This is a genomic window from Novosphingobium sp. P6W, assembly GCF_000876675.2.
Taxonomy (GTDB): domain Bacteria; phylum Pseudomonadota; class Alphaproteobacteria; order Sphingomonadales; family Sphingomonadaceae; genus Novosphingobium.
In genome coordinates this window covers 1415950-1438623 of the sequence record NZ_CP030352.1, presented here as the reverse complement: position 1 = coordinate 1438623, position 22674 = coordinate 1415950, and the positions used below count along the sequence as shown (strand labels likewise).

Here is a 22674-nt window from a genome sequence, read left to right as displayed (position 1 = left end):
CAGAACAAAGGGATGGAAATGCTCCGAAAGATCGGTCGCCTGTTTATCATCAAGACCAATTGGGAAGCGTATATGATAATCTACGCGCTGGCCCTCGGAGCGGTCGAGCGCGGCAGCGTGTATCTTACGCGGTTCCCGGGATTTGGCGGCAAGCTGCTGTTCCTGGCCTGCACCGGCGCGGTGTTCATGGCAGGCGCCAAGATTCTCGACTGCATCAAGTTCGAAAAGGCCGCCTTGCTTGCGCGGCGGGCCTCTGAAGTCCCTGCCCCGCCGATCATCGAGCGCGAGGCCGCCTGACCTCACGGCAGACGGCGGTGGCCAACGCGGCCCGGCGCCCGATTCGCCCCAGCCACAAAGCGCACATCAATGATGGAAGGTGGGGTGATTCTGTTGACAGGCTCACCCCGGGCCCCTGGAATCCCTTCTGTTACCCGGCGGGCCCAGCCGTGTTCTAACTTTGTAACTTCAGGGCGTTAGCCCCTAGAATTACGCTGCGAGAGCAAGTGCGTCGTTGTCGTTGGCACTTATGAGTTTTGAGCCTTGAACGGGTTACTCAGCCCGAATGAAAACTACGCTTTTCAACACACGTCGATCCTAGTTCGGCCCCGTCATCACCCCCGCGACAACGGGGTTGTTCCTTTCGGAACGGGTGATGGTGGAGCCGCCGGGTACCGCCCCCGGGTCCGCTGCATCTATTGTACGTAACAATTTATCATCATATCCGGCCTAAGCCGGCACTTGCCCATATAGGGCCTTGATCCTGAATGTGAAGTGACCGCGTGAAGGAGCGCAGCGTCGACCTGCGCCGGCGCCGCGCCGCGCCTGCGCTTACACCCTGTCCTTGCGCAGTTCCGCGAGGATTTCCTTGAGCGCATCGAGCTGCGGATCGGTTGGCGTGTCGGCTGCGGCGGTAGCTTCCGCTTCGGCCTGTTCCTTCTTCACCGATTCGACCATCTTGTTGATCGAGCGCACCAGCAGGAACAGAACCATCGCGATGATGAGGAAGTTCACGATCTGGGTGATGAACTCACCGTAACCGATCATGGCCACGCCTGCGGCCTTCAGCGCGGCATAATCGCCCACGTTGCCGGCATACCCTGCCGGCACTTCGCCCAGCTGGATGAAATAGTTCGAGAAGTCGATGTCACCGAACGCCCAGCCGATGACGGGCATGATGACGTTTTCCGTGAGTGAGCTTACGATCTTGCCGAAAGCCGCACCGATCATCACACCGACCGCGAGGTCGAGCACGCTGCCGCGTGAGATGAACTTCTTGAATTCGTCGAATATTGCCATTCGCTTGAGTCCCTGTTTCGGCGATGGGGAGGGGGAGGTGTGCATTTTGACACACTCCTGCCCGCCCCTCAAACGATTGTTAACCCTGTCGGTTTCCACGTACCATGATAGCCGCGCTTGATCCGTCATGGGGCATCGCTATCTATCGCTCGTGGAAGCCGCCGGCAGCGCCGACGGTTCAGTGGAGGAATAACGCCGATGTCGCTTTCCAACGCCGCCCGCCGCGGGCGCACCGTACTGGCACTTGCAGCGGCCCTGTCGCTTGCCGCCTGCGGTTTCAACTCGGTTCCGACCAAGCAGGAAGCGGCGAAGGCCAAGTGGGCCGACGTCGAGGCCGCTTTCCAGGAACGCGCCAACCTGGTCCCCAACCTCGCCGCCGTCGCCAAGGGCGCGGCCGAGCAGGAGAAGGGCATCCTCGTGGGCGTAACCGAAGCGCGCGCCAAGGCCACCTCGATCCAGGTGAGCGGCGACGATCTGGGCGACCCCGCCAAGATGGAGCAGTTCCAGCAGGCTCAGGCCCAACTGGGTGCCGGCATCGGCCGCTTGATCGCCAGCGTGGAGGCGTACCCGGACGTCAAGTCCAACGCCAACTACCAGATGCTCCAGAGCCAGCTTGAGGGCCAGGAAAACCGCATCCGCATCACCATCCGCGACTATAACGCGGCGGTGCAGGATTATAACACCGAAGTACGCACCTTCCCCTCGATGATCGGCGCACGCCTGCGCGGTGCCGATCCGCTGGTGCCGTACAAGTCGGTTACGCCCGGCGCCGAAAAGGCCCCGGAACTCCAGGGCAAGCTCTGATCCGGTGACGCGCTTCCGGGCCGCCCTGACGGCCGCATTGCTGGCCCTGTGCGCCCTGCTTGCAGGCGCGCCGGCGTTTGCGCAGGCTGCCGGCCCCCAGTTTCCCAAACTGACCGGGCGCGTCGTCGATGCGGCGAACGTGATCCCGGCGGCCGAGGAAGCGCAGCTGACGCAAAAGCTGGCGGCGCTGGAAACACAGTCCCGCCGCCAGTTGGTCGTGGTGACGCTGCCAAGCCTGGGCGGCTACGAGATTTCCGACTACGGCTACCAACTCGGCCGGCACTGGAAAATCGGCCAGAAGGGCGACAACAACGGCACGATCCTGATCGTCGCTCCCACCGAGCGCAAAGTGCGCATCGAGGTCGGTTACGGCCTTGAGCCGGTGCTGACCGACGGCATGAGCTTCCTCATCATCAACAACCAGATCCTGCCTCGCTTCAAGGCAGGCGACATGCCCGGCGGCATCGCGGCGGGCACCGACGCGATCATCAGGCAGCTCACCCTGCCCCCCGAAGAAGCACAGAAAATCGCCGCACAGGCCGACAAGCAGCGCGCCGATGCAGGCGATGATCTGTCGCCCGGTACGGTAATCTTCATACTTGTCGTCATCTTTTTCTTCGTCGTGCCGATCATGCGCGCGGCGACTGGCGGCGGTGGACGCAGGCGCAGCGGTTTCGGCGGCCCGATCGTCTGGCTTCCCGGCGGTCTCGGCGGCGGTTCCGGCAGTGGTTGGGGCGGAGGCGGCGGCAGCGACTGGGGCGGCGGAGGATTCGGCGGCGGTGGCGGCGATTTCGGCGGCGGCGGTTCGAGCGGGAGCTGGTAGATCATGGCACGTCCCCAATACCTGTCCGACGAGGACCACGAACGCATCCGCGCCGCTGTGGCCGAAGGCGAACTGCTCAGTTCCGGCGAGATCGTAACGATCCTCGCCGATCGTTCCGACGGCTACACAGACGTGGCGCTGGCCTGGTCGGCGCTAGTGGCGTTCCTGGCGCTCGGCGTGCTGGCCATCGCACCTGAATTCTACATGACCCTCTACGAGCGGCTAATCGCCGACTGGGGGCACGAATGGACGCCGCGCATGATCCTCTCGCTGGCGCTCGGCGTGGCCAGCCTCAAGTTCGCAGGCATGTTGCTGCTCCAGCTATGGCAGCCGCTCAAGTTCTGGATGATCCCTGCGCCGATCCGCACCATGCGCGTCCACGACCGGGCTCTGCGCGCCTTCCGCATCGGCACCGAACAGCGCACCACGGGGCGCACCGGCATTCTCATCTACATCTCGATGCGCGAACACCGCGCCGAGATCGTCGCCGACGAAGCGATCGCCGGGAAGGTAGAGCCAGGTGTCTGGGCCGAGGCGATGCATGCCCTGCTCGCCGAACTGCGCGAAGGCCGGACCGCCGATGCGATGATCGCGGCCATCGGCAAGGTCGCCCCCGTGCTTGCCACCCACGTCCCCCGCCAGCCGGGCGACGTCAACGAACTTCCCGACAGGCTGATTGAAGTATGACCTCGCAAATCCACGCGCCTTCTGGCCACCACGACGCAGACCTGCCCGTGGAAACGATGTGGGAAGGCCGCTTCATCACTGCCAGGCGTCAGGGCCGCTGGGAATACGTGAGCCGCGCACGCGGCATCCGCGCCGCAGTGATCCTGGCCGTCGACGCGGAAGACCACGTGATCCTCGTCGACCAGTTTCGCGTACCGCTGGGCAAGCGTTGCATCGAACTGCCCGCCGGCCTCGTCGGCGACGATGACAACAACGCCGACGAAGACGCTGCCATCGCCGCCGCCCGCGAACTGGAGGAAGAAACCGGCTACCACGCCGGGACAATGGAAAAGGTGGGCGAGTTCTTTTCCTCCCCCGGCATGGTCAGCGAAAGTTTCACCCTGTTCCGCGCGCACGGGCTGACGAGAGTGGCTGAAGGCGGCGGGGTGGAGGGCGAAGATATCGTGGTCCACCGTGTTCCCCTCGCCAGGATCGAGCAGGCGTTGAAGGACTGGCGCGCCGAGGGTTATGCCATCGACGTGAAGATTCTGACGCTGCTGGGGCCGAAGCTGCTCGGCTGACATGCGCACGCGCCCCGGCATCTGCCAGCGCAAGGCGCGTTATGCGAGTGAGGACGCCGCACTGGAAGTCGCCGCGAAGGCACCCTTCCCGCTACGCCCCTATCGCTGCGGGCTGTGCCGGCGATATCACCTGACCAGCCGCACCAAGGGCATGAAAGTACCCGCATTCGAGCGGGAACGACGGCAATCCGAAAGTTTCTCCCCATCGCCGCGCGACGGGGAGGAATTTAACCTTACAACGTCGTAAAGATCGCGCCGAAGTCCTTGCCGCCGTTTCCAGCTTCGACGAACTGTTCGTAGATTTTCGTCGCATGCTCGCCCAGCGGCACCGTGGCGCCGGCCGTGCCTGCACCCGCCATAGCCAGACGCAGATCCTTGAGCATCAGCGCCGAGGCGAAACCGCCCGCATAGTCGTTGTCCGCAGGGCTGGCCGCACCCACGCCCGGAGCCGGGGTGTAATCGTTCAGCGACCAGCAGTAGCCGGTCGACTTCGAGCTGATCTCATAGAACTTCTGCGGATCGAGGCCCGCTTTCTCAGCCAGCGCCAGTGCCTCGCAGGTGCCGATCATGTGGACCGCCAGCAGCATGTTGTTGCACATCTTGGCGACCTGTCCCGCGCCGATCTCACCGGCGTGGATGACCGCCTTGGCCATCGGATCGAGCACGGCCTTGGCCTTCTCGAAGGCGGCATCCTCGCCGCCGACCATGAAGGTGAGCGTGCCGCCATTGGCCGCCGCGATGCCGCCCGAAACCGGCGCGTCGACCATCTCGTAACCCGCTGCGACCGCCAGTTCGGCAACTTCGCGCGCGGTGGCAAGGTCAATCGTCGAGCAATCGAGGAACAGCGCGCCCGCCGGAGCCTTGCCGATCACGTCGGCGGTGTAGACCGCTTTCACGATGCCGCCGTTGGGCAGCATCGTGACAACCGCGTCCACGCCGGCGACGGCGTCGGGAACGGCGGTGAAGGTGGCGCAGCCGTTCTCGGCGGCCTTGGCCAGTGCGTCAGGCGAAAGGTCGAAGGCCTGAACCTCATGGCCTGCCTTGACGAGATTTGCGGCCATGCCGCCGCCCATGTTGCCAAGGCCGATGAATGCGATCTTCATGAGATTACTTTCCCTTCCACACGCCGGGGCGCTTTTCGACAAAGGCGGTCATGCCTTCGACCTTGTCCTCGGTGGCGGTCAGCACCTGGAACATGCGGCGTTCCAGCACGAGGCCGGTGTCCAGCGTGGTCTCGAAGGCGAGGTTGACCATTTCCTTGTTCATCATCGCGGCCAACGGCGGCATCCCGGCGATGGCGGTGGCCGACTTCAACGCAGTCTCCAGCAGCGACGCGAGCGGTACGACCTGGCTGACGAGGCCCGAACGCTCTGCTTCGGCGGCGTCCATCATCCGGCCGGTCAGGCACATGTCCATCGCCTTGGACTTGCCCACCGCGCGGGTCAGGCGCTGCGAGCCGCCCATGCCGGGAGCGACGCCCAGCTTGATTTCGGGCTGGCCGAACTTCGCGTTTTCAGACGCGATGATGAAATCCGCCATCATTGCCAGTTCGCAGCCGCCGCCCAACGCGAAGCCGTTGACGGCAGCGATCCAGGGCTTGCGGGTGGTCTTGACGAGCTGGCTGGTCCAGCCGGCGAAGAAATCGTCGGAATAGAACTGTGCGCTCGGCTTGTCGGCCATTTCCTTGATGTCGGCGCCGGCGGCAAAGGCCTTTTCGCCCGAGCCGGTGAGAACCGCGCAGCCCTGCGACTTGTCGGCCTCAAATGCGGCGAAGGCGGCAATCAGGTCGGTCAGAACCTGCGAGTTCAGCGCATTGAGCGCCTGCGGACGGTTCAAGGTGATGACGGTGACACCGCCCTGCTGCTCGACGAGGATCGTTTCGTATGTGCTCATAGCGGCTTCCATTCCTCTTCAAGGGCAAGGGGCGCGAAGATCGCGTCCAGCATCTCTTCGGTCACGCCCTCGGGGGTGGCCGGGTTCCATTGGGGGTTCTGGTCCTTATCGACGATCACCGCGCGCACGCCTTCGGCAAAGTCGGGGAGCACAAGGACGCGGCCGCCAAGGCGGTATTCCATCGTCATGTTCTGCGCGAAGGTCTCAAGCCCCAGCGAAGTTTCGAGCTGGCGCAGCGAAACCTTGCAGGCCTGCGGGCTCTTGCTGCGCAGGGTGGTGAGTTCCTTTGCCGCCCACTCGCCCCCGTCTTCGCTGGCATCGCTTTCGAGCGAGGCCAGAACCTGCTCCAGCGTATCGAAGGCGAAATGCTTGCGGATGTCGCCGGCATGGGCGGCGATTTTCGGCTCAGGCGGGGTGACCGCCAGCGACGCGAGAACGGCGGCGATGTCTTCACCGGCGGCGATACGCGCCTTGGCTTCGGGCAGTGCCTCGGCGGGAAGGTAGTGGGTGGCCAGGCCTGCCCAGAGGCATTCCGCCCCGTCGAGCCGCGCGCCGGTGAGCGCCATGAACTGGCCCACACGCCCGTCCAGGCGCGACAGATACCAGCCGCCGCCCACGTCCGGGAACAGGCCGATGCCGGTTTCGGGCATGGCGAAGCGGGTGTTCTCGGTAGCGACGCGGAACTGCGCGGGCTGCGATATGCCGACGCCCCCGCCCATCGTGATCCCGTCCATGAACGCGACCACGGGCTTGGCGTAAGTGAACAGCTGGTGGTTGAGCTGATACTCGTCGAAGAAGAAGCGGCGGCCCGCTTCTCCCCCGTCAGTGAGTGCCGACTGGCGCAGCAGGTTGATGTCGCCGCCAGAGCAGAAGCCGCGCCCTTCGGCGTGTTCGATTGTCACGGCCTTGACGGCGGGATCGTTCTCCCACTCGGTCAGCGCCGCGCTCATCGCGGTGCACATGCCCTGTGTAAGCGCATGGATGGCCTTGGGCCGGTTCAGCGCGATCACGCCGAGGGCGCCTTCGCGCCGGGTCAGCAATTCGTCGGTCATGAAGCCCCCTAATTTTACTTGAGCAGGTCGCGGCCGATAATCATGCGCATGACCTCGTTGGTTCCTTCGAGGATGCGGTGGACGCGCAGGTCGCGCCAGAAGCGCTCGATCGGATAGTCCTTGAGGTAGCCGTAGCCGCCGAAGATCTGCAGCGCGCGGTCCACCACCGAGGAGCCGGTATCGCTGGCGAGCAGCTTGGCCATGGCGGCAAAGCGCGTCTTGTCCGCCGACCCGGCGGTGACTTTCGCGGCGGCCATGTAGAGCAGCGCGCGGGCGGCTTCCAGTTCGGTTGCCATTTCGGCGAGGCGGAACTGTGTGTTCTGGAACTCGGCGATGGGCTGGTCGAACTGCTTGCGATCCTTGGAATACTGGATCGCCTCGTCGAGGCAGCGCTGTGCGCCGCCCAGAGAGCAGGCGCCGATGTTGATGCGCCCGCCGTCCAGCCCGGCCATCGCGAACTTGAAGCCGTCCCCCTCGGCGCCGACGCGGTTTTCTGCCGGCACGCGGCAATCCTCGAACACGACCTGAGCGGTGGGCGAGGAGTTCCAGCCCAGCTTCTTCTCGGGCGCGCCGAAGCTCATGCCCGGCGTGCCCTTGTCGACCACGAAGCAGGAAATCCCGCGCGACTTGTGATCGCCGGTACGGGCCATGACCACGTAAACGTCGTTGACGCCGCCGCCCGAGATGAACTGCTTGGTGCCGTTCAGGACGTAGTGATCGCCGTCCAGCCGCGCCGAAGTTTTCAGCGCCGCCGCGTCCGATCCCGAACCCGGTTCGGTGAGGGCGTAGGAGGCGATCTTCTCCATCGTCACCAGTTCGGGGAGGTAGCGGTCCTTGAGCTGCTGGTCGCCGAACGTGTCGATCATCCAGGCGCCCATGTTGTGGATCGAGATATAGGCGCTGGTGGCCGGGCAGCCGTAGGCCATCGCTTCCATGATGAGCGCCGCGTCGAGCCGGCCCAGGCCGATGCCGCCGCCTTCCTCGGACACATAGATGCCGCCGAAGCCCAGTTCGCCGGCAGCCTTCCACACATCGACCGGATAGTGGTGCTTCTCGTCCCACTCGGCCGCGAAGGGCGTGATGCGGTCGGCGGTGAACTTTTGCGCGGTCTCCTGGATCGCGATCTGGTCCTCGGTCAGCCCAAATTGTTCGGTCATCTCTGCCCCTGTGTGTGTACCTGCCGTGACCTCGTCACGTGCAGCGGGTGTATTTCAGCGGCCCGGGCATGGCGTCCTTGCCGTAGTCGCGGCGGATCAGCGTCTTGCCATCGTCCTGCGCATCGAGGACGACGTCCTGGTTCCAGCTTTGCCCTTCGCCGGTGTAGGCGAACGTGGCCCGGATGCGGCTTTCGCCCGCCTCCTTGATGGTGCCCAGCTTAGCCACCGATTCGTAGAACTTGAGCTGGTCCGCCGACACTTCCAGCAACCCCTTGGCATCGCCCTTGGTGCTGGTGCAGTCCGCCGGGACCAGGCCCCAGCGGCCTCGCGCGGCCTGCGGGATTTCGTCCACCGAGGCGGTGCTGGCCGCAGGTTCAGCGGCTTCGCTGGGAGAGACCGGCTCTTCCTGGAACACTTCCTCCGTCTGCGCCGCGGCCGGTTGCGAAGCAGGCGCCGCCGGCTCCTTCGAGCAGGCCGCCAAGGCCAGCGCGGCGGTTACAGCGACAAGAGGAAGTGTGCGGTTCATCGGTCGTCTCCATTTCACGGTAGCCGGATAAAGGCCGAAGAAACGCTCCGACCCCATATCCGGTTGCCGTGAAAAGATCAGCCGACCAGCTCGATGATGTCCTTGCCGAACAGTTCGGCGTCCGACGGGATCACCTTGTTCTGCGCGAGAGGCTTGGACACCCAGGTCTCGTTGATGAGGTCGCGCCAGGTGACGTTGTTGTTGGTGCCGTTGCCGCCCCACGAACCGCAGCCCAGCGAGAAGGTCTGGCGCATGCCGTTCCACAGGTTGCCCGAGTTCGAGGCAGATTGCGGCTGGTTCACCATAACGCGGCTGGTCTTGGTGCCTTCGGCCAGCTTCATGATGTTTGCATCGCTGGTCGAGTAGATACCGCAGGAGTGGCCCTGCCCCTGATAGCCCTGGATCGCGTTGGTCAGGCGGATCGCGTCTTCGATATCCTTGGCACGGTATAGCGCCATGGTGACGGTCATCTTCTCGCCCGAGAACTTGTAGTCCGCGCCGTAACCGGTTTCCGGCACGATGAAGAACGCGGTGTTTTCGGGGATTTCAAAGCCGGCATAATCGGCGATGAACTGCGCCGACTGGGCGACGACCTTGGCGTTGATATGCTCGCCGTCTTCCCAGATCGCGTTCTGCAGCTTGGTCTTGTTCTCACCCTCGATCACGAAGCCGCCCTTGCCCTTGAGCTTTTCGAGCATGGCATCGTAGATCGCGTCGAGCAGGACGACCGAGTTGTCCGACGAGCAGGACGCTGCGTAGTCGAGCGTCTTGGAAAGCAGGATCTTGGTGGCGGCATCGTCGAGGTCGGCGGTGTCGTCGACGGTGATGACCGCGTTACCCACGCCCACGCCCAGCGCCGGAGTGCCCGACGAATAGGCCGCCTTCACCATCGGCGTGCCGCCGGTGGCGAGAATGCGGTCGCACTGCTTCATCACTTCGTTGGTCTTTTCGACCGAGGGAACCTCGATCGGGATCACGAGGTCGGCAGGCGCGCCCATCTTGACCAGCGCGTCGCGCATCAGGTTGCAGATCTTGGCGTTGATCAGCTTGGCGCGCGGGTGCGGGCAAACGATGATCGAGTTGCGGCCCTTGACCGCGCTGATCGCCTTGATGACCGGGGTCGCTTCAGGGTTGGTCGAGGGCGAGAGCGCGCCGATCACGCCCACCGGCTTGGCCAGCTTGACGATGTTGCGGGCCGCGTCTTCCTCAATGATGCCCACCGACTTGTCGTCGATGATGTCGTAAAGGGTGGCGCGGGTCTTGACCGAGATCTTCTTGAACTTGCCCTCGTAGTTGCCGAGCTGGGTTTCCTCGACGGTTTCGCGGGCGATTTCCTCGTCCATGCCGGGCTTGCAGACGGCGTAGACCATGCCGCGGATCCAGGTATCGACCTGTTCCTGCGTGGCATTTTCGATCTGCGCCTGCGCCGCGCGCGAGCGCGCGACGATTGCAGCGACTTCGGCGGCGACGGGAGTTTCGGCGATGAGTTCAGCAGTGGCCATTGTGCATCTTCCCTTAATTGCGCGCAGGTGTCCGGCCAGGCCGACCCCGCTGTAAGCAGGCATCCGGGTGGCCGTTCGCATATCGCGTTAGGCCATCCGCCACAGCTTCGTCCCCTGCACCTTTGGGGAGGCAGAGGCAAGTTTTTTAAGCGCGCGGTTAAACTTCCGATGTTGCAAAAACGTCAACTCGAACAGCCTCCGATGCAACGCCTGTGGCATGGTTTATCTCAGCGATTGGCCGCAATGACCGCGCGCCGACCATTCTTCATGAATACCCGTGCCCTCTTGCCGGGCACAGGGCTAACGGGCACTAGTGGCTGGCGATATCGCGATGGCGGGTCTGTTTGGACATGCCGACCGGGCTCGACATTGCGAAACAGGAAAAGGTGTAAGCGCGTGAGTGTGACGACGATCGATCCGGCAGAATTCCGCAAGGTTCTGGGCAGCTACCCCACCGGCGTCTGCGTCATCACCGCGCTGGACGAAGGCAAGCCCGCCGGCATGGTCGTGGGCAGCTTCACTTCGGTTTCGCTCGACCCGCCGCTGGTCGGTTTCTTCCCCGACAAGTCCTCCACTTCGTGGCCGCTGATCGAGAAGGCCGGGCGCTTCTGCGTCAACGTCATGAGCAGCGACCAGCAGCACGTCTGCCGCTCCGTCTCCGCCAAGGGCGAGGCGAAGTTCGTCGGCGTGGAATACGTGATCTCGGACCACGACCTGCCGGTCATCAAGGACTCTATCGCGGCGATCGAGTGCAAGATGTACTCGGTCACGGAAGCAGGCGATCACTGGTTCGTGCTGGGCGAAGTGCTGCGCATGGAAACCGTGCGCGAAGACGACCCGATGCTGTTCCACCGCGGCCGCTACGGCAGCTTCGCGGAGCAGATGTAAGCGTTCATCGCCAAGGCGGTTTGACTCTCCCGGCCCGAATACTGTTCACATGTTCAGCATTTTAATCCGGGAGAGATAATCGCATGACACGTTCGCTAGACGGCAAGGTTGCCGTAATCACCGGCGCGGGCTCTGGCATCGGCCGCGGCATCGCCCTGCGGCTGGCCGAGGACAAGGCCGCCATCGCCGTCTGGGATCTTAACCCCGAAGGCGCGACCGAAACCGTGAAGCTGATCGAGGCGGCCGGCGGCAAGGCGCTGTCCATCGTCGCCGATTGTTCCGACAAGGCCGCGATCAAGGCTGCTGCGGACGAAACCCGTGCGAAACTGGGGCCGATCACGATTCTGGTGAACAACGCCGGCATCGCCCCATTCACGCCCTTCATGGATGTCCCGGAAGACGAGTTCGACAAGGTCATCCGCGTCAACCTTAAGGGGCCGTGGCTGGTCACCCGCGAGATCGTGCCCGACATGCTTGCCGCGCAGTGGGGCCGCATCATCAACATCACGTCGTCCTCGACTCAGTCGGGCTCTTTTGCGCAGAGCCATTATGTCGCCTCCAAGGGCGGCCTGCTGGGCCTGACCAAGGCGCTGGCGCTGGAACTGGGCAAGACCGGCATCACCGCCAACATGATCCCTCCCGGCTCGATCGACACCCCGATGCTGCGCGGTGCGCCCATCGACGCAGAGGCCTACGGCGCTTCGCTCCCGGTCGGCCGGCTGGGCCAGGTCGCCGATATCGCGGCGGCGGCGGCGTTCCTCGCCTCCGAGGAAGCCAGCTACATGACCGGTCAGACGATCAGCACCAACGGCGGCCGCTACATGGGCTCCGCCTGAACATCACGCCGTCCCGGGTCACGTCCGGGACGGCGCTTTCACTCACCCGGAACCGGCGCTAGCCTGCCCGGATGGATTTCGAACCTTTCACTTTCGAACTTGGCAGCGCCGCACTTTCCGGCGCCGCGCGAAAGGGAGCCGGCACGCCGCTGGTTCTTGTCCACGGCTTCGGCGGGTCCCGGCAGGACTGGCAGCCGCTGATCGCCGCCCTTCCTGCGGACCGCCCCCTGATCGCCTACGACCTGCGCGGCTTCGGGGCGTCGCAGGGAGAACCCGGCACGCCCTTCTCCCACGCTGACGACCTGCTCGCCCTGCTCGGCGCGCTGGAAATTCCGCAGGCTGACTTGTGCGGCATGTCGCTGGGCGGGGCCAGTGTGCTCAATTTCGCGCTCGATAGCCCCGAGCGGGTGCGACGGATGGTGCTCGTCAGCCCGCTGATGGTCGGCTGGTCATGGACGAGCGACTGGATCGAGCGCTGGAAGACGATCGGCCGCGCTGCCCGCGCCGGTGACATCGCCCTGGCCCGCGACTTGTGGTGGCGCCATCCACTGTTCGATACCTTGCGCGAAACCTCTGCAGGCCGCACCATGCAAACGTCGATCGCAGCCTATCACGGCCGCCAATGGGTGCAGGACGACCAGCGCCCCGCCCTCCCGGACATCGACCGCCTTTCGAAATTGTCGATCCCGGCGCTGCTCCTCACCGGCGAACGCGACACCGAGGATTTCCGCCTCATCGCGCAAGTGATCTCGGCCATGGGCCAGCAGGTTACCTGCATCGACCACGCCGGCGCAGGCCATATGCTCAATCTCGAAATCCCGGAAGTGATCGCCGGAGAAATCGAGAGTTTCCTTTCAGCCTGAAAGTCCATTCGGGCATCGGAAATGGCCCATGTCGCCAGCCGACCGACGATGTAATACCCGAACGTCGCTGCGATGAGTCCGTCGGCGATATTGACGCAGGCCGCGCGGCACCGGACTGATCTCCCTGAGAACCGGGAGAGCGACACATGAACCCACCGCGGCCAAGGCCCAGACTGGACCAGGAAAATACCGCCTTCTGGACCGGCGGCGCACAAGGGCACCTCAACATCGTGAAGTGCGGCGACTGCGGCCAATATACCCACCCGCCGCGCCTCATCTGCCGCCATTGCCAGTCGGAGAACATTGCTCCTGATGCAGTCGCAGGCACCGGCGTGATCGACACGTTCACGATCAACCACCAGCCTTGGGCAAAGGGGCTGGAAGTGCCCTTCGTCATTGCCCGCGTGGCGCTCGACGGCGTGGCGGGGGTCTATCTCACCACCAACATCGTCAACTGCCCGGTCGATGCCGTGGCGTTCGGCGACGCGGTGAAAGTCGTGTTCGAGGAACAGGACGGCGTGTTCTACCCTCTGTTCGAGAAGGTCGCCTGATGGCCAGCAAGGAAGCCTACATCACCGGCGTCGGCCAGTCCGAAGTCGGCGTGCGCCTGCCGCGCCATCCGCTGCTGCTGACCCTGGATGCCGCGAAAGAAGCCATCGCCGAGGCCGGCCTTACCTTCGACCAGATCGACGGCGTCTTCTCGTTCCCCGGCAAGAGCCACGGCTATCTCGCCTTCTCGCCGGTGGGCACGGACGAGATCATCGAGGCTCTGGGCATCAAGTCCAAGTGGCAGATGGGCGGTCTGGAGCAACCCGCACAGCTTTCCGCCATCGGCATGGCCGCATGGGCGGTGAAGCAAGGCATCTGCCGCCATGTCCTGTGCTTCCGCACCGTTTACGAAGCTGGCGGCATGGCCGATCCGGCGCAGTACATGCCTGCCCGTTCGGAGACTGTCTCAGGCGCCTCGCAGTGGACCAGTCCGTTCTGGGCTACTTCTGCGGCCTGTTGGACCGCGCAGTACGCCGCACGCCATGTCCACAAGTATGGGCTTACCCGCCAGCAACTGGGACAGATCGCCGTCAACGGTTCGAAGAACGCGATGCTCAACCCCCGCGCCCGGGCGATCACCAAGGAGGAACTGACCCTAGACAAGTACATGGACGCGCGGATGATCTCCACGCCCCTGTGCCTCTACGACTGCGACCGTTTTTCCGATGCCTCCACCGTGATCATCGTCTCGGCCGGCGACGCGCTGGACGAAATCAAGTGCGAGCCGATCCGCATCGCCGCAATGTCCGGCTCGGTCGATCGCTATTCGTGGGACCAGGTCGAATGGCCCGCCGCCTACGATGCCGGCCGCGACCTCTGGACACGCACCGACTATACCCCCGCCGATGTCGATACCGCGCAGTTCTACGACGGCTTCGCATTCCTGCCGATTACCTGGCTGGAAGGGCTTGGCTTCTGCGAGAAAGGCGAAGGCGGCCAGTTTATCGAAGGCGGCACGCGGATCGCGCGTGACGGGCAGCTTCCGCTCAATACGGCGGGCGGACAGCTCGGCGCAGGGCGCCTCCACGGCTTCGGCTTTGCGCACGAGGCAGTGACGCAGCTTCGTGGACAGGCCGGTGAGCGGCAGATTGCGGGCGATCCCCGAGTTGCGGTGGCGACATCGGGCGGCGGTCCGCTGGCAGCCGCGCTGCTACTTACGAAGGACTAAAGTTCGGCCGGCTCCGGCCTCGCGGGCTCTCCTCCCGCGGGGCCGGGGATGTTGGATCACGCCGCCGTGGATGGCAGCGCCGCCGCCTTTCGCTTGCGCGGAGGCTTGGCGCGCTTGAGCCCGATGAGCGGGCGAAGCGGCCCGATCTCGCGGCCTAGGAGGTAGAACAGCCACGATCCTCCGGCGACCAAAATGCACAGCGTCAGAAACTCCGGGAGCGCCGTTAGTCCTTTGTCGCGCAGCCAGTAGCCTGCCAGCACCATGACCGTCTGGTGGGCGATGAAGACCGGGAATACCGCCTCGGCCAGCGTACCGCGCCAGCGCGCGTCGCGGTTCCAGAAGCGGTCGGCGATCCCGAACAGCGCGATCACCGTACCCCAGCACTGGACCGCCTTGGCAAAGTCCAATGGTTCCATCCAGGCGCGCGGGGTGCGCACATTGCCGGGAAAATGCCAGGCCTCCACCACGACGAAGGCATAGCCCGCCAGGCCGACCAGAAGCGCAGGCTTCCATTGCCGCGCAATCGCCTGCCGCAGGCTTTCCGAGCCGCGCAGGAGGAAGCCGAACAGGAACATGCCGCCATAGTGGAGATGCGCGACTACATCGGTGAAGACATTGTGCGTATCGGTCCACTCCGCCCCGACCGAGCGGACCGCGTAAATCGCCAGACACCCGGCCGGCAGCAACCAAGGTCCCGCCAACACCTTCAGGGCGCCGCGCCGCAGACCCGCGAGCCAGCGGTCCGGCAACAGCATCATCGCGAAGCACAGCACCACCGTATAGGCCAGCAGGTATATCACGAACCACAAGTGCATGACCGCCGGCAGATTCTCGTAGATGACCTTACGAAAGCTGAAGGCGTCATGGAACAGGAAGTAACCGTAGCCGTGGGTGTAGCCAGTGTTGAGCAGCCCCATATAGGGCTGCGGAGGCACGATCACGGTGAGGCCGAACAGCAGTGGCAGGCCCAGTCGCAACAGGCGGCTTTTCAGGAACGATCCGGTGTCCCTGTCGCGTGAAAGCAGCGCCGCGCTGGCATAGCCGGAGATTGCGAACAGCAGCGCAAGGCGCCATGCGCTGAGCGCCAACAGCGGGATTTCCGCCCACTGGACGACCCCGCGCGTCGGTGTCTGGTAGCCCCAGGGCGTGAACGAGAAGCCGACATGGTAGAAAATCAGCATCACGAAAGCGCCGACACGAAGCCAGTCCATTCCATAGTGGCGTTGGGTTGGCGGGGCTTGCATCTCTTTCCATGACGATGGGCCACCCGGCAGGATAGCCAGGGGCTCTTTCGCCGGCTCAATAGGCGGCTTGTCACTGCTCTGCAATCACGCGGTTGTAACAGAGCGTAACGCGCTTCCGCCCCGTTTCGGATCATTCCGGGGTTGGTGACACGGTCCGCGTCGCCGAAGATCGGCGCATGACCATCACCAACGCGCGCGCCGATACCGACGACATCGCCAGCGTTTCAGGCCTGCGCACAAGGAACTTAGCAGGCCCGGCGGATGATGATGCCCGGGCATGCGAAGAGCCGCGCGTCAGGTCCCCCTCTGCGATCGAGCGGGCGGCCATCGCTCTCGAAACCCAGCTGCGTGCGGGACCACTTGCCCCGGCGCTGCGACGAAATCCTCTACTCGCGTTGATCCACGAAGGCCTTGACCGCGATATTCTCGCCGAAGTTCACGCCGGGTTGAGCTACGCGCTGGCGGACAGCGAATTGGCTCTGGTTCTGCAGGTCATACCCGCCGATGCCGCTGCGCCGCGCCTGCGCGCGTTCCTGAAGCGCTATCGCCCGGCAGGAATCGTGCTGCTGCCCTCGCTCGCCGACCGTGACGATCTGGCGGCCTTGTGCAGCGCCGAGCAAGCGGCCTGCATCGGCATCGGCCCCCGCAAAGGCAACCTGGCGGCGGCCCGGCAAGAACTCTTCTGCGACGAGCGCGGTGCTGCCGTCCGGATGACCGTCTGGCTGATAGAGCAAGGGCATAGTCGGATCGGCTTCGTCGCCGGACCAGAAAGTCTGCTGAGCGCGCGGGAGCGCGAACTGGGCTATCTCGACGCGATGGCTGACAAGGGGCTGGACCGTGGACCGGCGCTGATTGTGGCGGGTGACAATTCGTTCGCATCGGGGATCGAAGCCGGGCGGCTCCTGCTCGAAATCAGCCCGCGCCCGAGCGCCATCCTCGCCTCGAACGACGAGATGGCCCTGGGTGTCCTCCATGCTGCGGCGCAGATGGGGGTAACAGTCCCCGCAGACCTCTCGGTTGCCGGCTTCGACGACACGGCGTTGGCAAGGCGCGCCCTGCCGCCGCTGACGACGATGCGCATCCCCTGGAGCAACATGGGACGGCAAGCTGCGCGGACTATCGCGCAGGGCGGACATTCGGCGCCCGACATGCATTTCGAAACGGAACTGGTGGTGCGCGGCAGCGTCGCCTCGCTTAGCTGAACACGGTCTCCCACCCCTCGGTCCAGTCGGGATAGGGAATGCAGGCCAAGCAGGCCTCGCAGCGGGCGGTCGTCTCTCCAACGGACCGCTTCACCCCCCAAATCGCGGCAATCGCACCGATATGGTCGATACCTTGGATCATAACCGCCGCCGTATTTCCCGTTTTGCAGGAGCTTTCGTAAAGCGGCGCGCAGGCCATCGCGACGGCCGATACTTGACCGCACAAGATCATCCGCTGGCAACAAACGGTCCGATATCATTAGCAAACCGTTTACCTTAAGCTCGTAATTGACTGTAAATTCATCGGATTGGCGATGAGTCCAGTGAAGGGGCAATCGTGTACCTGCAGGCCGACCGGCATCGAAGGGGCATCCAGCCGCTCACTGACGGCCGTCTTGTCGCGCAGGCGGCAGCGCTTGTCGGCATGAGCGCCTGGTGCTTCGATCTCGACAAACAAGGTCTGGAATGGACCGATGGCGTTTTCGACATTTTCGGTATTCCCCGCGATGTCTATGTCGAACGGGGTGATACCGTCTCGCTCTACTGCGAGGGATCGCGCGAAACGATGGAGCGGCTACGTGCCCAGGCCATTCGGGACCGTTCGAGCTTTTCGATGGAAGCCGAAATCCGCCAGCCGGGCGGCGATCTGCGCTGGATTCGACTGACCGCCGCCACTCACGTCGAGAACGGCCGTGCAGTGATGCTTTACGGCATGAAGCAGGACATCACGCAGGAGCGCCAGCAATGGCAGCAACTGCGCCGCATGGCCGAGAACGACGCCTTGACCGGACTTGGCAACCGCGCCCGTTTCCACGCCGAATTCCTGGATTTGCCGGCCGGGTCCGAGGCACTGGCGAGGATCGGTGCTCTGGCGATCTTCGACCTCAACAATTTCAAGGAAATCAACGATCGCTGGGGCCATGCTGCCGGCGACGCCTGCATCGCGCGTTTCGGCCAGCGCCTTGCTTCTGCCTTTCCGCAAGCCCGCCTGGTCGCACGTATCGGCGGCGACGAATTCGCGATGCTGCTGCCCGAAACCCTGCCTGCCTTTTCCGCAGAGAGCGCACTGCGCCGCCGGATGAGCACCCTGATCCGCAGCGTCGACTGGCACGGCACATCGATCCCGGTCGGCGTCAGCGTGGGCCTTGCCTTTACCGGCGGCGAGGGTCGGCGCACGCCCGAGGAAATCTTCGCAGCCGCAGACCTTGCGCTTTACTCTGCAAAGAAAAGCGGCACCAGCATCCTGCGCGTCGCGGCGTAACCGTCAGGCCTGTTCGGGCTCCACCCAGGCCGTGCGGGTAACGCGCGGGCTGAGGTATTTCGTCGCCGTCCAGCCGCCGTCCACCACGATCGACTGGCCGTTGATCATTTCGCTTCCCGGCAGGCACAGGAAAGCGATGACCGATGCCACGTCCTCCGGCTGAGCGAGGCGCGGATAGGGTGTCGTCTCGACGTTGGCGCGCTTGAAGCCTTCGTCCTCGAAGCGGTGGCGCACCATGTCGGTCATCGTCACGCCCGGCGCCACGCAGTTGGAGCGGATGCCGCGCGGGCCATATTCGCAAGCCATATGCTCAGTCATCGATTTGAGCCCGCCCTTCGCCGCGGAATAGGCCCCGCCGCGCCGCCCGCCGATATGGGCGAAAGTGCTCGTCACGTTGACCACGCTGGCGCCCTCGCCAAGGTGGGGGATCACATCGCGGCACAGGCGGAACGGGGCGACCAGCATGATGTCGAGGAAATCGTCGAGCGTCTCGTCGTCCGTCTCGTCCAGCGGCTTGGGGCTGCCCACGCCGGCGTTGTTTACCAGTGCATCGATCCGCCCGAAGCGCGCCATTGCTTGCTCCACGATCGACTTCGGCGCCGCCGGGTCGGTCAGGTCGGCACTGATCGCCAGGACGTGATCGGGGTTGCCGATCGCGGCTTCCAGCGTCGCCAGCTTGTCCTTCGAACGGCCCACGCCGACAATGGCAAAGCCTTGCCCGTGCAGGATCTTCGCGGTTTCGAGGCCGATGCCGCTGCCTGCACCCGTGATGATCGCTACCTTCACCCTGCCTGTCCTCCGCCGGAAATTACCGTTTCTTCCGCCGTGTTAGCCGCCGCGTTCGCCAGCGTCGAACCGCCCCGGCGGTATTGCCCTGCCCCGCCTTTGCCGCCGCCGCCGCGCTGGTTAGGCAGGGGCTTCACCGGAACAGCGACAGACATCATGGCCACCAGCAAAGCAGCCCTTTCAGGCATCCGCGTCATCGACATGAGCCGCGTTTTCGCGGCCCCCGTGGGCGCCCAGATCCTTGGCGACCTGGGCGCCGACGTCATCAAGATCGAGCGCCCCGGCGTGGGCGACGACGGGCGCGGCTATGGCTTCTCATGGGTGCCCGGCAAGGATGGGATCGAGACGCGCCATTCCAGCTTCTTTACCGTATCCAACCGCAACAAACGCTCGGTCACGCTCAACCATTCCAAGCCCGAGGGGCAGGCGATCCTGCGGGAACTGGTGAGGACCGCGGACGTCCTGATCGAGAATTACAAAGTGGGTGATCTCAAACGCTTCGGCCTCGATTATGAGAGCCTGCGAGAGATCAATCCCGGCCTCATCTACTGCTCCGTCACCGGATTCGGGCAGACCGGGCCAATGGCCGCCCTGCCCGGCTACGACGGGCTGTTCCAGGCGACCGGGGGCATGATGGCCGTCACCGGCATCCCCGAAGGCCAGCCCGGCGGCGGCCCGCTCAAAACCGGGCCCAGCCTTGTCGACTTCGTGACCGGCCACAACACCGCGCTCGCGATCATGGGCGCCTTGATGTACCGGAACCGCACCGGCGAGGGGCAGTTCATCGACATCGCCCTGCTCGACAGTTCGGTGGCGATGGTCAGCCACATCATGCAGGACTACCTCATCAGCGGCAGCGCTCCGCCGCGCCTGGGCAATGGCGGCAACGGCGGCGGCCCGGCCGATCTGATATACTGCGCCGACGGCATCATCTACCTCACCGCCGGCACCGACGAACACTGGCGCCGCCTGACCGTGCTGATGGAGCAGCCCGAGCTGAACGAAGACCCGCGCTTCGACAGCAACCTGAAACGCGGCAAGACCAATCGCGCCGAACTGATGGACATCATCAACTCCTGGAGCCGCCGCTTCCCCACCCTGGAAGTGCAGGCGATGCTGGACGGAGCGGGCATCCCGGCGGCGCGCTACAACGAACTGGCGGATGTATGGGAAGACCCGCAGGTCCAGCACCGGGGCCTTCGGGCCGCCACCCCCCATGCCTATGCCGAAAGCGGCACGGTGGACCTCATCGCCAGCCCGCTCGCGCAGATGTCGCAAAGCCCCGCCACGATCCGCATGGCCCCGCCGATGCTGGGCGAGCATACCGCCGAGATCCTTGGCGAACTGGGCTACGACGCAGCGCGGATCGATGCGCTTCGGGAGGCAAAGATTATTTGAAGGCCGACGGGCCACGGTGAACGGCGGGCCTGGGAGAAGGGGTTTAGTTGATGAAAGTCATGCGCGTGGATACGTTCATTGAACGGTTTAGCGGGCGTGTTTTCGACGATGTGAAAGAACCTGCGCGAATGTAGCAGCGCGCAGGCGTGTAGGAAAATGACGACAGGCAGATTGCCTGCGCTCGCCGCATCAGGCGCAAGGCTGGGTACTACCTCGCAGGCCGCTCGGCCGCTGGCTTCCTGTGCCCGGCGATGCACGACATCACGCTCAGCGCCAGCAGCACGAATGCGCCCGCCTCCAACACGGTGGGCAGCCGCTGCTCCCACGCAAAGCCGTAGACCAGCGCGAACAGGGTCTCGAACAGGATCATCTGCCCTACCATGGTCAGCGGCAGCAGCCGGCTCATCCGGTTCCACAGCGCATTGCCGCCCATCGAGGCCAGCACTGCCGAGCCGAGAGAGACACCTGCGAACGTCGCCCATTCCCGCGCGCCGTTCGCCGCCGTCGGCATCAAAAGCAGGACCGGCAGCAACAGCAGGTTCTGCGCGCCGGTGACCACCCCGGTCAGCAGGTTCCAGTCGTGGACCGACACGTCGCCCAGACGGCCCAGGCAGCGGCTGTTGCCCACCGCATAGCCGGTCCAGGAGATCAACGCACCGATGGCGCAGGCAAGGCCGGCAAGCTGCGCCGTCACCGACCCCGAGGCCGGCGCCGCGATCGCCTGCCAGCCGATGCACACCGCCCCGGCAATGCAGAGCGCCAGCGACGGTGCGAGCCGCCCCAGCGGCACCGCGTCATGATCCCGGCTGCCGATAATCGTCACCGCAACGGGCAGAAATCCGATCACCAGCGACGTCATCGCAATGCCGCCGATCTGCACCGCGCTCGCCAGCAGAATATAATAGACCGTGTTGCCGGCCAGCGAGAGCCACATCAACGACAGCCATTCGCGCCGCCCGATCCGGGGCACAAGCCTGCGCCAGCGCGGTGCCAGCAAGGCCGCCGCAATCAGTCCGTATGACAGATAGCGCCCGACCGTCAGTTGCAGCGGACTGAAGGTATGTGCCAGTTCCGGCGCCAGGAACACCAGCCCCCACAGCGCCCCCGCCCCCACCCCGCAGGCGACGCCGGCCGCCGTGCCGTTACCTTTGGATCTGCCATTCAGGACGGGGCTATTCGGCGCGGGCGTCATCGGTTCATGCTCGTAATCGGGTTCGCTGCGGGTACTATCATCATCGGCGCAAGCAATGTGCTCTTGATTTGCCGCCTCGATGCAACAAAAACCCGGCAATGGCCAAAGCACCTGCCTCGCCCGCCCGCGTTCCCGATGCTTTCGACAAGGAGAAGCGCAAAGCCGAAGAAAATAAGCTTAAAGCCGAGAAAAAGTAGTTCTCACAAACTGTTAAACGACAGTTTTCTACCAATTTGGGCCATTACGGCATACCGAACCCATTTCCGAAAGCGGACTAGCAGGTTCCGCCCCTAACCAGACATTAAGTAGCGTATGACAGAAGGTCGCCTCAAAGGACGATTGAGAGACTTCGGCTCAGATGCTTGAACGGCAAAGTTGCGGTAATACCAGCCCAACGCACTGGCAACACGTTGGCGGGAGATCGTTCGAACGGAACCGCTGGCTGCTGGCTTTTTTCATCCTGCTCCTACCAGCTTGGTTATTTTTCTTCCCGATCGGCTTATTGTGCGTCGGCCTAAGCACGGTAGGTTTCTGGACTGGTGATTTAGCCGTAGGCTTCGGAGTGTCTATCTTTGGACTAATCTCGCTGGGGCTTTCCTACACTGGGTTCTGGCAGACACGGTATTATTGGAAATGCAGAAAGTCTCCTCTTGCGGTCATCACGACAGACGGCATCTACCTACCTTTCAACAGGCCTGAGTATGTCTCTTGGTCTGACGTGGATGCGGTGAATGCGTTCTACATGAAAGGCACGGCATTCCTCGACTTAAGGGTCAGGGAACCAGTTCACATCTTTGGGAAACGACGCGGCTGGTGGCACGGACCTTGGCGTGACCGTGTGATCCTGAGAATCGGATCTTCGTCTAACCCTTTATTACAAGCGGCACGGGATGCTCACAATCTCTGGGTGGACAGGCTAGGCACCTGAGATACTTGCTGGGTGTTGACTCCGATGAAAATGATAGTGGCATCCTACCACCAAAAAGC

Annotated in this window: 25 protein-coding genes and 1 other RNA gene; 14 read left to right on the top strand and 12 right to left on the bottom strand. The window is 64.0% G+C overall.

The features are described 5' to 3' along the window. The first annotated feature begins 18 nt into the window (after positions 1-18). Positions 19-297 carry a hypothetical protein gene (locus tag TQ38_RS06945; protein WP_043979471.1) on the top strand — a complete coding sequence of 93 codons (279 nt, stop codon included), beginning with the start codon at positions 19-21 and terminating at the stop codon, positions 295-297. A gap of 78 nt (positions 298-375) precedes the next feature. On the opposite strand, the gene ssrA is transcribed toward TQ38_RS06945, so the two are convergent. Continuing rightward, positions 376-775: a transfer-messenger RNA gene (gene ssrA, locus TQ38_RS06940) on the bottom strand. A 53-nt stretch (positions 776-828) separates the two neighbouring features. After that, the gene (gene mscL, locus TQ38_RS06935; protein WP_043979422.1) at positions 829-1296 is read right to left on the bottom strand and encodes a large conductance mechanosensitive channel protein MscL; all 468 of its coding nucleotides are present in this window, start codon (positions 1294-1296) and stop codon (positions 829-831) included. 198 nt (positions 1297-1494) lie between these two features. Here mscL and TQ38_RS06930 point away from each other — a divergent pair, with 198 nt between their 5' ends. From TQ38_RS06930 to TQ38_RS06910, 5 genes are read left to right on the top strand one after another with little or no spacing between them, the layout of a single operon-like run. Further along, entirely contained in the window at positions 1495-2100 is a 606-nt protein-coding gene (locus TQ38_RS06930) for a LemA family protein (protein ID WP_043979425.1), read from the top strand. A 4-nt stretch (positions 2101-2104) separates the two neighbouring features. After that, the gene (locus TQ38_RS06925; RefSeq protein ID WP_052505964.1) at positions 2105-2923 is read left to right on the top strand and encodes a YgcG family protein; all 819 of its coding nucleotides are present in this window, start codon (positions 2105-2107) and stop codon (positions 2921-2923) included. A 3-nt stretch (positions 2924-2926) separates the two neighbouring features. After that, a complete protein-coding gene (locus TQ38_RS06920) occupies positions 2927-3610 on the top strand; it encodes a TPM domain-containing protein (RefSeq protein ID WP_043979427.1) in 684 nt (227 codons plus the stop codon). After that, positions 3607-4170 carry an NUDIX hydrolase gene (locus TQ38_RS06915; protein WP_043979428.1) on the top strand — a complete coding sequence of 188 codons (564 nt, stop codon included), beginning with the start codon at positions 3607-3609 and terminating at the stop codon, positions 4168-4170. Before TQ38_RS06920 ends, TQ38_RS06915 begins: the two co-directional genes overlap by 4 nt. Position 4171: 1 nt before the next feature. Then, positions 4172-4417, top strand: a complete 246-nt coding sequence (locus TQ38_RS06910) for a hypothetical protein (protein ID WP_082057933.1) — start codon at positions 4172-4174, stop codon at positions 4415-4417. Here the strand turns inward: TQ38_RS06910 and mmsB are convergent. From mmsB to TQ38_RS06880, 6 genes are all read right to left on the bottom strand, one after another. After that, a complete protein-coding gene (gene mmsB, locus TQ38_RS06905) occupies positions 4404-5273 on the bottom strand; it encodes a 3-hydroxyisobutyrate dehydrogenase (protein WP_043979429.1) in 870 nt (289 codons plus the stop codon). The genes TQ38_RS06910 and mmsB overlap by 14 nt on opposite strands. 4 nt (positions 5274-5277) lie before the next feature. Next, positions 5278-6063, bottom strand: a complete 786-nt coding sequence (locus TQ38_RS06900; RefSeq protein WP_043979431.1) for an enoyl-CoA hydratase-related protein — start codon at positions 6061-6063, stop codon at positions 5278-5280. Then, positions 6060-7115: an enoyl-CoA hydratase/isomerase family protein gene (locus tag TQ38_RS06895; protein WP_043979433.1), complete on the bottom strand. Its 1056-nt coding sequence runs from the start codon at positions 7113-7115 to the stop codon at positions 6060-6062. The genes TQ38_RS06900 and TQ38_RS06895 overlap by 4 nt, the downstream gene beginning before the upstream one ends. Positions 7116-7129: 14 nt before the next feature. Then, positions 7130-8272, bottom strand: coding sequence for an acyl-CoA dehydrogenase family protein (locus TQ38_RS06890; protein WP_043979436.1), 1143 nt, complete (start codon positions 8270-8272; stop codon positions 7130-7132). 34 nt (positions 8273-8306) lie between these two features. Further along, positions 8307-8798, bottom strand: coding sequence for a hypothetical protein (locus TQ38_RS06885; protein ID WP_043979438.1), 492 nt, complete (start codon positions 8796-8798; stop codon positions 8307-8309). A gap of 77 nt (positions 8799-8875) precedes the next feature. After that, positions 8876-10300: an aldehyde dehydrogenase family protein gene (locus tag TQ38_RS06880; RefSeq protein WP_043979441.1), complete on the bottom strand. Its 1425-nt coding sequence runs from the start codon at positions 10298-10300 to the stop codon at positions 8876-8878. 396 nt (positions 10301-10696) lie between these two features. On the opposite strand from TQ38_RS06880, the gene TQ38_RS06875 reads away from it, so the two are divergent. The 5 genes from TQ38_RS06875 to TQ38_RS06855 all read left to right on the top strand — a co-directional run bounded on the left by TQ38_RS06875 (position 10697) and on the right by TQ38_RS06855 (position 14604). Next, positions 10697-11188: a flavin reductase family protein gene (locus TQ38_RS06875; protein WP_043979442.1), complete on the top strand. Its 492-nt coding sequence runs from the start codon at positions 10697-10699 to the stop codon at positions 11186-11188. Between the two features lie 83 nt (positions 11189-11271). Next, positions 11272-12024, top strand: a complete 753-nt coding sequence (locus tag TQ38_RS06870; protein WP_043979444.1) for an SDR family NAD(P)-dependent oxidoreductase — start codon at positions 11272-11274, stop codon at positions 12022-12024. A gap of 71 nt (positions 12025-12095) precedes the next feature. Beyond that, positions 12096-12887, top strand: coding sequence for an alpha/beta fold hydrolase (locus TQ38_RS06865; protein WP_043979447.1), 792 nt, complete (start codon positions 12096-12098; stop codon positions 12885-12887). A 146-nt stretch (positions 12888-13033) separates the two neighbouring features. Continuing rightward, positions 13034-13438, top strand: a complete 405-nt coding sequence (locus TQ38_RS06860; protein ID WP_043979450.1) for a Zn-ribbon domain-containing OB-fold protein — start codon at positions 13034-13036, stop codon at positions 13436-13438. After that, positions 13438-14604, top strand: a complete 1167-nt coding sequence (locus TQ38_RS06855; protein ID WP_043979453.1) for a thiolase family protein — start codon at positions 13438-13440, stop codon at positions 14602-14604. Before TQ38_RS06860 ends, TQ38_RS06855 begins: the two co-directional genes overlap by 1 nt. 56 nt (positions 14605-14660) lie before the next feature. Here the strand turns inward: TQ38_RS06855 and TQ38_RS06850 are convergent, their stop codons facing one another. Further along, positions 14661-15815, bottom strand: coding sequence for an acyltransferase (locus TQ38_RS06850; RefSeq protein ID WP_240197981.1), 1155 nt, complete (start codon positions 15813-15815; stop codon positions 14661-14663). A 209-nt stretch (positions 15816-16024) separates the two neighbouring features. Between TQ38_RS06850 and TQ38_RS06845 the strand changes: the two genes are divergently transcribed. Further along, positions 16025-17050: a substrate-binding domain-containing protein gene (locus TQ38_RS06845; RefSeq protein WP_043979457.1), complete on the top strand. Its 1026-nt coding sequence runs from the start codon at positions 16025-16027 to the stop codon at positions 17048-17050. Positions 17051-17387: 337 nt separating this feature from the next. Further along, positions 17388-18311, top strand: coding sequence for a diguanylate cyclase domain-containing protein (locus tag TQ38_RS06840; RefSeq protein ID WP_052505965.1), 924 nt, complete (start codon positions 17388-17390; stop codon positions 18309-18311). Positions 18312-18314: 3 nt separating this feature from the next. On the opposite strand, the gene TQ38_RS06835 is transcribed toward TQ38_RS06840, so the two are convergent. Both TQ38_RS06835 and TQ38_RS29905 read right to left on the bottom strand, forming a co-directional pair. Further along, complete coding sequence (locus tag TQ38_RS06835; protein ID WP_043979459.1) at positions 18315-19097, bottom strand: SDR family NAD(P)-dependent oxidoreductase; 783 nt, start codon at positions 19095-19097, stop codon at positions 18315-18317. Then, complete coding sequence (locus TQ38_RS29905; RefSeq protein WP_162792214.1) at positions 19094-19261, bottom strand: hypothetical protein; 168 nt, start codon at positions 19259-19261, stop codon at positions 19094-19096. The genes TQ38_RS06835 and TQ38_RS29905 overlap by 4 nt, the downstream gene beginning before the upstream one ends. Between TQ38_RS29905 and TQ38_RS06830 the strand changes: the two genes are divergently transcribed. Further along, complete coding sequence (locus TQ38_RS06830) at positions 19254-20495, top strand: CaiB/BaiF CoA-transferase family protein (RefSeq protein ID WP_043979461.1); 1242 nt, start codon at positions 19254-19256, stop codon at positions 20493-20495. The two genes, TQ38_RS29905 and TQ38_RS06830, sit on opposite strands and share 8 nt — an antisense overlap. A gap of 208 nt (positions 20496-20703) precedes the next feature. Here TQ38_RS06830 and TQ38_RS06825 read toward each other — a convergent pair whose 3' ends face one another. After that, positions 20704-21687 carry a DMT family transporter gene (locus tag TQ38_RS06825; RefSeq protein WP_113941893.1) on the bottom strand — a complete coding sequence of 328 codons (984 nt, stop codon included), beginning with the start codon at positions 21685-21687 and terminating at the stop codon, positions 20704-20706. Between the last annotated feature and the right edge of the window lie 987 nt (positions 21688-22674).